Origin of the sequence: Blautia sp. MSK18_10, assembly GCF_020553185.1 — a bacterium.
In the GTDB taxonomy this organism is placed as follows: Bacteria; Bacillota; Clostridia; order Lachnospirales; family Lachnospiraceae; genus Blautia_A; species Blautia_A wexlerae.
In genome coordinates, this window is the sequence record NZ_JAJCGT010000001.1 from 128,495 (window position 1) to 140,364 (window position 11,870).

Annotated in this window: 9 protein-coding genes; 5 read left to right on the plus strand and 4 right to left on the minus strand. The window is 42.1% G+C overall.

Annotation, left to right across the window (positions count from 1 at the left end):
* Positions 1-35: 35 nt before the first annotated feature.
* Positions 36-2,471 (minus strand): GH36-type glycosyl hydrolase domain-containing protein, encoded by a 2,436-nt coding sequence (locus LI074_RS00555; protein ID WP_025579251.1) that lies wholly within the window; start codon positions 2,469-2,471, stop codon positions 36-38.
* Positions 2,472-2,867: 396 nt separating this feature from the next.
* Between LI074_RS00555 and LI074_RS00560 the strand changes: the two genes are divergently transcribed.
* The 4 genes from LI074_RS00560 to LI074_RS00575 all read left to right on the plus strand — a co-directional run bounded on the left by LI074_RS00560 (position 2,868) and on the right by LI074_RS00575 (position 7,161).
* Positions 2,868-3,881: a LacI family DNA-binding transcriptional regulator gene (locus LI074_RS00560; RefSeq protein ID WP_055059313.1), complete on the plus strand. Its 1,014-nt coding sequence runs from the start codon at positions 2,868-2,870 to the stop codon at positions 3,879-3,881.
* 86 nt (positions 3,882-3,967) lie between these two features.
* Positions 3,968-5,296 (plus strand): hypothetical protein, encoded by a 1,329-nt coding sequence (locus tag LI074_RS00565; RefSeq protein WP_055059372.1) that lies wholly within the window; start codon positions 3,968-3,970, stop codon positions 5,294-5,296.
* 78 nt (positions 5,297-5,374) lie between these two features.
* Positions 5,375-6,283 (plus strand): carbohydrate ABC transporter permease, encoded by a 909-nt coding sequence (locus LI074_RS00570; RefSeq protein ID WP_025579256.1) that lies wholly within the window; start codon positions 5,375-5,377, stop codon positions 6,281-6,283.
* A gap of 14 nt (positions 6,284-6,297) precedes the next feature.
* Positions 6,298-7,161 carry a carbohydrate ABC transporter permease gene (locus tag LI074_RS00575; RefSeq protein ID WP_022380254.1) on the plus strand — a complete coding sequence of 288 codons (864 nt, stop codon included), beginning with the start codon at positions 6,298-6,300 and terminating at the stop codon, positions 7,159-7,161.
* 125 nt (positions 7,162-7,286) lie between these two features.
* On the opposite strand, the gene LI074_RS00580 is transcribed toward LI074_RS00575, so the two are convergent.
* Genes LI074_RS00580 through rsxC form a run of 3 tightly spaced genes read right to left on the minus strand, consistent with a single transcriptional unit; the run spans position 7,287 to position 10,777 of the window.
* Complete coding sequence (locus LI074_RS00580; protein WP_008706435.1) at positions 7,287-8,165, minus strand: methylenetetrahydrofolate reductase; 879 nt, start codon at positions 8,163-8,165, stop codon at positions 7,287-7,289.
* 25 nt (positions 8,166-8,190) lie between these two features.
* Positions 8,191-8,811: a methylenetetrahydrofolate reductase C-terminal domain-containing protein gene (locus LI074_RS00585; protein WP_008706433.1), complete on the minus strand. Its 621-nt coding sequence runs from the start codon at positions 8,809-8,811 to the stop codon at positions 8,191-8,193.
* Position 8,812: 1 nt separating this feature from the next.
* The gene (rsxC, locus tag LI074_RS00590) at positions 8,813-10,777 is read right to left on the minus strand and encodes an electron transport complex subunit RsxC (protein WP_022380252.1); all 1,965 of its coding nucleotides are present in this window, start codon (positions 10,775-10,777) and stop codon (positions 8,813-8,815) included.
* Positions 10,778-11,249: 472 nt separating this feature from the next.
* Here rsxC and LI074_RS00595 point away from each other — a divergent pair, with 472 nt between their 5' ends.
* On the plus strand, positions 11,250-11,855 hold the full coding sequence (locus tag LI074_RS00595) for an outer membrane protein assembly factor BamB family protein (RefSeq protein WP_173697585.1): 606 nt from the start codon (positions 11,250-11,252) through the stop codon (positions 11,853-11,855).
* Positions 11,856-11,870: the final 15 nt, after the last annotated feature.

The window sequence follows — 11,870 nt, forward strand, 5'->3', positions numbered from 1 at the left end:
GCAATAAGCAATGGGTGGGGACTTTTATTTATCAGTTATCCCATCTGTACAATTACATGGTATTCGTTTCTGCCATTGACCATAGGAATCTGGTTTCCATTTATCCTCTCACCATCTACCTCAATCCATCTGACTCCTTTCTGCACACCTTTCGGTTTATGGATCTCAATATGATAATCCGCCCCTCTAAAATGACGGTTCACTTTAAAATCGCCAAACGTTTCCGGAAGGCAGGGGTCTACGATCAAACCATCATATCCTGGCAGAATACCAAGAAGCGCCTGTGACAGGTTTATAAATGTCCACGCTGCAGTTCCTGTCAGCCAACTGTTTTTTGCCTCTCCAAATCCTGGTGCATCAGCTCCCGCGATCATCTGCGAATATACATATGGTTCTGTCCGGTGAATATCACTGATTTCCTCAATATAAGATGGACATATTTTACGATAAACCTCAAATGCCCTGTTTCCTCTTCCAAGCACAGTCTCCGCAATGGAAATCCACGGATTGTTGTGGCAGAAAATTCCTGCATTTTCTTTATATCCAGGCGGATAAGAAGTAATTTCCCCAAGTTCCAGATGGTATCTTGTATAAGCCGGCTGAAGGATCATTATTCCATACTTTGTTTCCAGCAATTCATTCACAGAGTCCAGAGCTTTTTCTGCTATTCCTTCTTCCTTGCCGATTCCTGCCATAACACAGAATCCCTGTGGTTCAATAAAAATCTTTCCTTCTTCGCATTCTTTTGAACCAACCTTTTCAGACTGTGCATCATAGGCACGCAGGAACCATTCTCCGTCCCATCCATTATCCAGCACTGCCTGATACATCTCATCCACTGCTTTCCCTGCTTCTTTTGCAAGTTCTGTGTGCCCGGTCCGCTCACAGAGCTCCTCAAATTCTTTTCCATATTTCACAAACATACCTGCAATAAATACAGATTCTGCCACAGGGCCTTCCGACGGCCCTGTTGTCTGAAAGGATTCTCCAGGTTCACTGGAAAAACAGTTCAGATTCAGGCAGTCATTCCAGTCTGCCCTTCCGATCAGAGGAAGTTTGTGAGGACCAAGATGGGTTACTGTGTAATAAAAAGATTTCTCCAGATGTTCAAAAAGCGGTACCTCTGTTCCCTTCTTACAATCAAAGGGTACCTGCACATCAAGTATCCCATAATCACCAGTCTCTTTGATATATGCTGCTACTGCTGCGATCAGCCATAACGGGTCGTCATTAAATCCGCTTCCAACATCCAGATTCCCCTGTTTTGTCAGCGGCTGGTACTGATGATATGCACTTCCATCCGGAAACTGTGTAGATGCTATATCAATAATCCTTTCCCTTGCCCGCTCCGGGATAAGATGCACAAATCCCAGAAGATCCTGACAAGAATCGCGAAACCCCATCCCCCGTCCTGTTCCTGATTCGTAATAAGATGCTGATCTGGACATATTGAAGGTTACCATACACTGATATTGATTCCAGATATTTGCCATGCGGTCAATATGTTCGTTCTCGCTGACGACTGCAAAGCGTGCCAGCAATGTTTCCCAGTAATTTTTCAGTTCTGCAAAGGCCTGCATCGCTTTTTCCATTGTATTAAATCTTTCAATCAATGCTTTTGCAGAGGTTTTATTGATAATTCCGGGAGCTTCCCATTTATCATCTGCCGGATTTTCACAATATCCCAGCATAAAAACAAATTCTTTTTCCTCTCCCGGCAGCAGAGTCAGATCTATCTGATGTGCAGCAATGGGATACCATCCGCTTGCAATAGAGTTACTGCATTTTTTCTTACATACAGCTTCTGGAAAAGCATTCCCGTTTCCTGCTCCCAGAAAAGCATCTCTGTTGGTATCATAATTGTCCACCTGTGTATTTACTGTAAAGAAACTGTAATGTTTCCTTCTTTCTCTGTATTCTGTCTTATGATAAATCGTACTCCCCTGTACTTCCACTTCTCCGATACTTAAATTTCTCTGGAAGTTCGATGCGTCATCCACTGCATTCCAGAGGCAGAATTCCACGTATGAGAACAGAGAAATATTTTTTTCAGTTTCAGAGTTATTTTTCAGTTTCAGACAATTGATCTCACATGAAGCATCAGAGGGCACAAAAACCAGAAGCTCTGCTTTTAGATTATTTTTCGAAGAACAGAAGCGACTGTATCCAAGACCATGTCTGCATTCATAAGTATCTGTTTCTGTTGCAGACGGCATAGTTCCCGGATTCCAGATTACTCCGTCATCATTAATATAATAATACTTTCCGTTGGAATCTGCAGGAATATTATTATAACGGTACCTGGTAATTCGCAACAATTTTGCATCTTTATAAAAGCTATATCCTCCGCAGGTGTTGGAGATCAGTGAAAAGAAATCATTACTTCCCAGATAATTGATCCAGGGTAATGGTGTATGTGGTGTAGTGATAACATATTCTTTCGCCTTGTCGTCAAAATATCCGAATTTCATTGAAAAGCCTCCTTAAAAAGAATAAATAAACACTTGTGAAGAAAAGGCCGAAAACAGACTTGCGAAAACGAATACGTTCAGAATTTATATGTTTATTATATAGTTTAGATTGGATTTATCACAGTATAATTCAGTTTTTCAAAAAAATCAACTACATTTTTAGCAGTCAAAATATTTCACAACTGTTATTTTAACTTCCGTAAGATCATCGCGAAACTTTTCGTTATATTAAAGCCTGTTTTTTGTGAAATTAATAAATTATTATAAATTCTTTTTTGTGCAACAGGGATAAATTATGCAAATATAGCAAAAATACTTGAATTTTATCTGAAAATAAAGTACGATTAGCTTGCGAAAACGTTTTAGAAACAAAAACAGAAAAGGCTGGACTATAATATGGTATCCATGAAAGACATCGCAAAACAATGTAACGTATCTGTTGCAAGCGTCAGCAAAGCACTTAATGGTTATTCGGATATCAGCGAAGAAACCCGACAGCTTATTTTGAAGACTGCATCAGAAATGGGATATCTTCCAAATTCCTCAGCAAGAGCACTAAAGACCAGACGCAGTTATAATCTTGGCGTACTTTTTGTAGACGAAGCCATGAGTGGCCTCACCCATGATTATTTCAATCATGTACTGGAAAGCTTTAAACGCACTGCCGAATCCAGAGGATATGACATCACTTTTACCAGCGGAAACCTCTCCGGTCAGCATCTCAGTTATTATGAGCACTGCCGTTACCGTGGAGTCGATGGAGTGGTGATCGCCTGTATCAATTTTTTTACAGAAGAGGTACAGCGCCTGGTACAGTCCGAGATACCGGTAGTCACTATCGATCATGTATTTGATGGAAGAATTGCTGTTGTTTCCAACAACATTCAGGGAATGGAAGAACTTGTCTCTTATATTCTTGAACGGGGACACAGAAAGATTGCCTATATTCACGGAGAAGATTCCTCTGTCACACGAAACAGACTTGGAAGTTTTTACAGAACTCTCCAGAAAAAACGAATCGATATACCTGATGAATATATGCCAGTCATTCCTTATCGAGATGCAGAAGCTGCAGCAATAGCAACTTCAGAGCTTCTGGATCTGAAAGATCCTCCTACCTGTATCCTCTATCCGGATGACTTCTCCGCACTGGGTGGCATCAATGAAATCCACGAACGTGGACTTCGAATACCAGATGATATTTCCATTGCAGGCTATGACGGACTTACTTTTGCACGCATCCTGGAGCCACGGCTGACAACTCTGTGTCAGGACACAGAAACGATTGGACGGCTTGCCGCACAGAAGCTGATTGATCTTATCGAAAATCCTAAAACAACGATCATCGATAAATTCACCGTTGATGGAAGACTTTTCCCCGGTGCATCAGTCAGAAATCTGGCAAAATAAGAAAATCTTCAGTATCTTCACAGTTGGTGGACTGCTGAAAAGTTACAATCAACCCAAAACAATTATCACAAGGAGGTAATAACATGATGAAGAGAAAAGCTATGGCAATTACATTAACAGCAGCTATGCTTGCCGGTCTTACAGCAGTTCCAACATGGGCTGAAGATGCAGCCGCTGACGAAGGTAAAGTTTTAAACATTTATTGCTGGAATGAAGAATTCAAATCCCGTCTGACTGACCACTATCCCGGATATGAAGAAGTTGACGGAACTCATGGCAAGATCGGAGATGTTGATGTTGTATGGAACATTACTCCTTCTGATGACAATGCATATCAGAATAATCTGGATGAGACTCTTCTGAAACAGGCTGATGCAGCAGCAGATGACAAAATCGATCTCTTCCTTGTTGAAGCCGATTATGCACTGAAATATGTAAATACAGATTATACAATGTCTGTGGCAGATCTGGGAATCACAGATGAGGAAGTTGCAGACCAGTATCAGTACACCAAAGATGTTATGACAGATTCGGATGGCAACTTAAAAGGTCTTTCCTGGCAGGGCTGCCCGGGTGCTATGATCTACAGAAGAGATATTGCAAAAGAAGTATTCGGAAGCGATGATCCGGCAGAGGTTCAGAAGAAAGTTGCAGACTGGGATACATTTAAGGCAACAGCTGAAGAGCTGAAGGAAAAAGGCTATCAGATGACTTCCACTGTAAATGATGCCTACCGTGTATTCTCTAATAATGTAACTTCCCCATGGGTTGTTGACGGAAAGATCACTGTTGATGACAATATCAAAAACTGGGTAGATATGTCCAAGGAAATGGTTGATGCCGGAGAAACAGCTACCTATGAATTGTGGAGTGATGACTGGAGCAAGGGCTTCTTCAAAGACAGCAATGTATTCTCATATTTCGGACCTGCATGGTTCATCGACTTCTCCATGAGCGCTGACCAGGATGGTTCAGTTGGTAAAGATGGCGGCTGGGCTGCAACAGAAGGGCCACAGGGCTTCTACTGGGGCGGAACATGGATCACAGCAGCTGCAGGCACAGACAATCCCACACTGGTTGCTGATATCATGAGAACGATGACAACTAACGTTGACGTTATGAAAGAAATCGTTACTGCTGATAATGACTTCGTAAACAATAAACCTGCCATGGAAGAAATGGCTAAAGATGAAAGCTACGGCGATGCAGTTCTTGGTGGACAGAATCCTCTGGCTATGTTCTGTGCAGGCGCTGATAAGATTGATCTGAGTAACATGAGTATCTATGATCAGGGCTGCAACGAAGAATTCCAGAATGCCATGAAGAACTACTTCGAAGGCAACGCATCTTATGATGAAGCTCTCGACCTGTTCTATAAGGCAGTTGTAGAAAAATATCCGGAACTTTCCTATTAATCAAACATTGAAACCTGTGTGCCTGCCTGACCATCAGGCAGGCACACTTTGGATTACAGCAGACTATGGAGGAAGATAATGGCAAAGAATAATAACCATAAAGCGGTCAGCTATAACAAATGGGGATATATCTTCCTGATACCATTTGTAGTAGTATATCTCATATTCCAGCTCGTTCCGCTTATCAGTACAATTTATAACAGTTTCTTTGAAAATTACAGATCTGGATTAACGCAGATAGGACCGAATTTTGTGGGACTTGCCAATTATGCAAAGCTCTTTCAGGGTGGCGATATCTGGATTTATTTTAAAAACACAATGATCATGTGGGTAATGGGATTTATCCCACAGATCCTGGTTTCCCTGCTCCTGGCTGCCTGGTTCTCCAATCCAAGCCTCCGGCTTAAGGGACAGCGCTTCTTCAAAACAGTTATTTATCTGCCAAACCTGATCATGGCATCCGCCTTTGCAATGTTATTCTTTACCTTATTTGCAGACGGCGGTCCCATCAATGCAATGCTGATGCAGTCAGGAATACTGAAACAGGCATATTCCTTTTTCAGCCATGCCTGGAGTGCCAGAACCCTTGTTGCAGTCCTGAACTTCCTGATGTGGTTCGGAAATACAACTATTCTTCTTATGGCAGGTATGATGGGAATTGACTCCTCGCTTTACGAGGCAGCTGAAGTAGACGGTGCAACTTCCTCACAGATTTTCAGAAAGATCACTCTTCCACTCCTTCGTCCAATCCTGATCTATGTTATGATCACATCCCTGATCGGCGGCATGCAGATGTTCGATGTACCTCAGATTCTGACAAACGGAACCGGCGACCCCATGCGTTCCACTATGACACTGATCATGTTCCTGAACAAGCATCTGTTCAGCAAGAACTACGGAATGGGTGGTGCATTATCCGTATTCCTGTTCATTATCACAGGAGTGCTCAGCCTGATCGTATTCCGCTTTAACAAGATAAAAGACTGATGGAGGTGAGAAGAATGAATGAAAAAAACTCCAAAAATAAAAAAGGAATGAGCATGAAAGGTCAGCGTACTCTTGCCTATATCGTACTGATCATCATTTCCTTCTTCTGCCTGTTCTGGTTTTATGTACTGTTTATCAATGCCACCAGATCTAATGGCGCACTGAAAAAGGGATTCACAGCCATTCCCGGAGGACATCTCATTGAGAACTGGAAAAATCTTCTCGCAGGAACACTCCCTGTATGGAATGGTATGTTCAACAGTATTTTCATTGCTACCTGCTCCGCTGTTTTATGTACCTATTTTTCAACAATGACTGCTTACGCTATCCATGCATACAATTTTAAAGCAAAAAAATTTATGTTTACATTTATCCTTGCAGTCATGATGATCCCAACTCAGGTAACTGCTCTTGGATTCCTTCAGCTGTTGGGAAAAATAGGTCTGGACGACTCCTTTGTCCCACTGATCGTTCCAAGTATTGCTGCTCCTGTTACTTTCTTCTATATGAAACAGTACATGGAAAGCAACCTTCCTCTGGAGCTTGTGGAAGCAGCACGTATTGACGGTTCCGGTGAATTTAATACCTTTAACAAAATCGTATTCCCGCTTATGAAACCGGCTATCGCTGTGCAGGCAATTTTTACCTTTGTACAGAGCTGGAATAATTACTTCATTCCGGCGCTGGTCCTTCACTCAGATAAAAAGAAAACACTTCCTGTACTGATCGCACAGCTTCGAAGTGCAGACTTCCTGAAGTTTGACATGGGACAGGTGTATGTAATGATCGCCTTTTCCATCTTCCCGGTCATCATTGTCTACATTCTTCTTTCCAGATTCATTGTAGAAGGTGTTTCCGCAGGTGCGGTTAAGGGTTAGATGCTGATACAACAAAAGCTGTCTGTTCCGGATGCAAATACATCCGGAATCCAGACAGCTTTTTTAATTATTTGCAGTACTGTTCTGTAATGATGTTACTATTTACAGCTCAGAGTTTTATTTTCTTAGATCTCAGCCAGTTTCAGCAGATCCGGGATCTTGGATTCCCATCCAAGTGCCATGATATGTACACCCTGACAGTATGGCTTGCACTCTTTGATAATACGTGCAGCGATCTCAACACCTGTGATACCTGCTTTTGTCTTTTCTTTGTCTGCTTTCAGTTCCTCGAGCATTTCGTCCGGAACATGAATGCCGGCAACGTTGTTGTTCATGAATTTAGCCATTCCAGCGGACTTCGGAATGATGATACCAACCTGTACAGGTTTTCCGAACTGTTTTGCTTTTTCCATGAATTTGATGAATTTCTCCGGCTCAAATACTGCCTGTGTCTGGAAGTATTCTGCACCTGCAGCTACTTTTCTTTCCATTTTTGCAAGCTGTGCGTCAACGGAATCGCTGCATGGAGATACAACAGCACCCTTGGAGAATTTCGGAGGCTCGCCAACCAGTTCATTTCCGCCAAGATCCACACCTGATTCCAGAAGCTTCACTGTGTGAAGAAGGGATACGGAGTCAAGGTCGAATACAGGTTTTGCCTGTGGGTGATCACCCATCTTTGTATGGTCACCTGTAAGGCAGAGGATGTTGTCAATGCCCAGCATTGCAGCGCTGAGAAGATCAGACTCCAGAGCGATACGGTTTCTGTCACGGCATGCAAGCTGGAAAATAGGATTCATGCCTGCATCCTTGAGAACCTTACACATTGCAAGAGATCCAAGACGCATAACAGAAGACTGGTTATCAGTTACGTTAACTGCATGAACATCCTTGAGGTATGTTTTTGCTTCTTCTACCAGCTCATCTACGTGGATTCCTTTTGGCGGTCCTACTTCTGCAGAAACTACAAATTCACCACGGTCGAATAATTCTTTCATTTTCATTGTACATTGCTCCAATCATTATAATCTATTTTAATTCATCGTCTGTTGCAAAGTTATGAATCTGTGTCGGACATTTCAGCGCGTCAAGGCGTCCGATTTCTTTCAGACGTCTGTAGATGCGTTCCCATCCACATTCCATCTCGCTGTCCACTTCACATTTACCGTTCTTGGAACCACCGCACTGGCCGTTCACAAGGCTCTTTGAACATGCTGTGATCGGGCAGATCCCGCCTGTCAGGTTCAGGTAGCATTCACCGCACTGGTCACATTTGTACTCTAACGGTGTCACGCCCTGGAAACCTGGTACCGGGTATGTATCACAGGCTGCACAGACCATCTTGTCTTCCAGATATTCTGAAACGGTCTGTACACCAACACCGCAGGAGAATACCAGAACCAAATCTGCTTCCTGAATCTTGCTCATATGTTTCTTAAGACGTAATTCCATATTTTCCGGATTACAGATGTAATCAGTTGTCATGATCCCTGTCACATTTCCTTCAGCAGCAAGTTCCTTCTGAAGTCGGGCAGCTTCTTTTTCCGGAAAACGAACTTCTTTACATCCATGACAGTTGATAATGAAAACTTTCTTTCCGGCTGTCAGTGATGTAATTGCTTCTTTTGCTTTTAACTGGGTAATCAACATATTATTTCATCCCCCTTACTGCATTTTTTCCGGCTTTGATACTGTTAATGATTGGAATCTTGGAAGAACAGATATACTGACAGCATCTGCACTCAACACAATCCATAACGTTCATGTCTTTCATGCCCTGCCAGTTCTCGTCTTTCGCATATTTCACGAAATACAGAGGTGAAAGTTCCATCGGACATACATCTACACAACGTCCGCACTTGATACACGGCTGTTCTTTTGTCTCATCCGGTTCAACGGCAATGATACCATTGGAGCCTTTCATCATCGGTACATCCAGTGTGTTCAGAGGGAATCCCATCATTGGTCCGCCCATCTTAACCAGAACATCGTCATCTGTAAATCCGCCGCAGTAATCGATCAGCTCTCTTACGCTTGTACCGATCTTGATAACGAAGTTTCCAGGATTCTTGATCTTCTCGCCTGTTACTGTAGCAACACGCTCAACCAGAGGCATTCCTGTCTGGATCGCATCGGAAATTGCTTTTACTGTACTGATATTATCTACTACAACGCCGACATCTGCCGGAAGACCGCCGCTTGGAACAATTCTTCCCATAACGCGCTTAATGAGAGTTTTCTCAGCGCCCTGCGGGTATTTGGTTCTTGCAACAAATACTTCCATGTTTCCGATGTCAGCAACTTTTTTCTGCATTAATTCAATGGCATCCGGCTTATTGTCCTCGATAACGATGATACCCTTCTCGGCACCTGTTGTCTTAAGGACTGCTTTCAGGCCAAAAATAATGTCATCTGCATACTCAAGGAGTACTCTGTGGTCTGCTGTTAACAGAGGCTCACATTCACATCCGTTGAGAAGGATGGTATCTACCGGTTTTGCAGGTTTAAGTTTGACACAGGTCGGGAAACCTGCACCGCCCATACCAACGATTCCGGCTTCACGAATGATATCAATGATCTCATCCGGAGTAAGATTGTCAAGATCACCATGTGGCTGTACGGATTCGTGCAGAGTATTTTTTCCATCCGATTCAATGACAACAGCCATCACTTCGCTTCCGCGTGTGCCATGCATACGCGGTTCAACAGCAACTACGGTTCCGCTTACGCTGGAATGTACCGGAGCACTGATAAATCCGGCAGCTTCACCGATCTTCTGACCAACTTTTACAGTGTCACCAACCTGAACGATCGGATTGGCCGGTGCGCCCAGATGCTGTGACATGGAGATTACAACTGTCTTCGGATCCGGGAATTTCTTCAGAGCGATATGCTCACTGAATTCCTTACGTTCTGACGGATGAACACCGCCGTAATATCCGTCCAGTCTGTCTTCTCTGATGGACTTCACATAGTCGTTGATCACTTTGAAATTAACTTTGGAGAAATCACGAACCTGTACAGGCTGGTTTAAGAATTCTTCCAGACGTCCCTGTTTTGCAAGTCTCTGGTAAATCTTCTCCCATGCACAGTCTTTGTTCGGATCTACTTCGCATTTTCCATTCTTTGCTCCACCGCACTGCCCATTGACAAGACTCTTTGAACAGTCAACGATCGGACAGACACCTCCGGTAATGTTCAGATAACACTGCGCACATGCGTCACAGCTCTTCTTGGTAAGTGCCATGCCATGATGACCTCTGTAGTTAAGGGTGTTGCTTGCAGCAACTACCGGCTTACCTGCCAGATCCGCAACGGTCTGAATACCAAGGCCACAGGAAATTACTACTACATTCTCTGTACCTTCCGGAATCAGATCCTGTAATTTTCTTTCTGTGTGCATCTTATTGCATAAGAAATCAAATTTTGCACTGCCTGTAACCTTCTTTCCCTGATCTGCAGCGAATTTCAGGAATTCGTCACAATCCGGTTCGTCAACAGTTTCAAATTCTTTGAAACATTTGTTGCAGGCAATCACAAACAGGTTGTCCTTACCGTCAAGCACTGATGCAAGTTCATCACTGCTTTTCAGTTTGTACTTAGTATAGTTTTCCAATTGCTCACCTTCCTCACGATAAAATTTTATCCTTATGATATCTGTTCTTATCCGTTCCCTCCATCTCTGCACTCAAAAAAGGGCTAATAAAACCAGATAAATAAGTTCAATACATATACCTTATTAAATGTAACATAAAATGCACATTTTATCTAGTTTTATTAGCAAATTTTATAAATTTCTTCTATGATTTCATCCTAAAATTCTATGAAGTGCAGATATTTGTACTGTAAAAGATATGAAATCAGCAAATTGTATACAATATACCATATTCTATAGCAACTATGACGATTCAGCACCTTCACACAGTTACGCTCTCAAACTCAAATCTTTAGAAATCGCCTTCGGTGATGGAATAATTACTCTCCATACAAGTAAATACTAATGCAGGCTTCAAAAAGATATGATATAATTAAAGAAAATATTTGCAATATCCCCCAACCACTCATTTATCAGAAAGGAGCGTATTTACATGAAAAAGAAAATCCGGCAAATCCTGTTAACGTTACTGTTGTTTGTATTCTCAATACTAATCATATCAATCCCGACTCAGGCTGCCAAACCTGCAGCTACAACCGTTAAATCCAAAACTTCCTATGCCAATTCCAAAGAATCCATGACTGTAAGAGGACTGGATGCAAAGAAAAAAGCAGTCTGGAAATACGTTACAAAGAAATATACTGCTACAGAGCTTCCAAGAACAAAATGTATTGTCCGCAAGGATAAGGTTTATGTTTTTGAAAGTTCAAAAATTGTCGTACTTCGAAAAAAAGACGGAAAACAGTTATGGACTGCCAAAAAAGTCAGTGCTGCAGGACACCTTTGCAAATTTGACAAAAATGACAATCTATATGTAACCGGATACTACGATAACTATGTTTACAAAGTATCCACAAAAGGAAAGATTCTCTGGAAAACAAACATATCCAAAGCCAATAATTACTGGCCATATAAAATAACCATTTCCGGTAATCAGATGACCATCCTATACGAAATGAATAATAATGATGATTCGTCAGAAAAAACTCATAAAATAGTTTTTAATATAAAAAATGGTAAAATACTGAAGTATTCCTAAATTACAACTCATAAA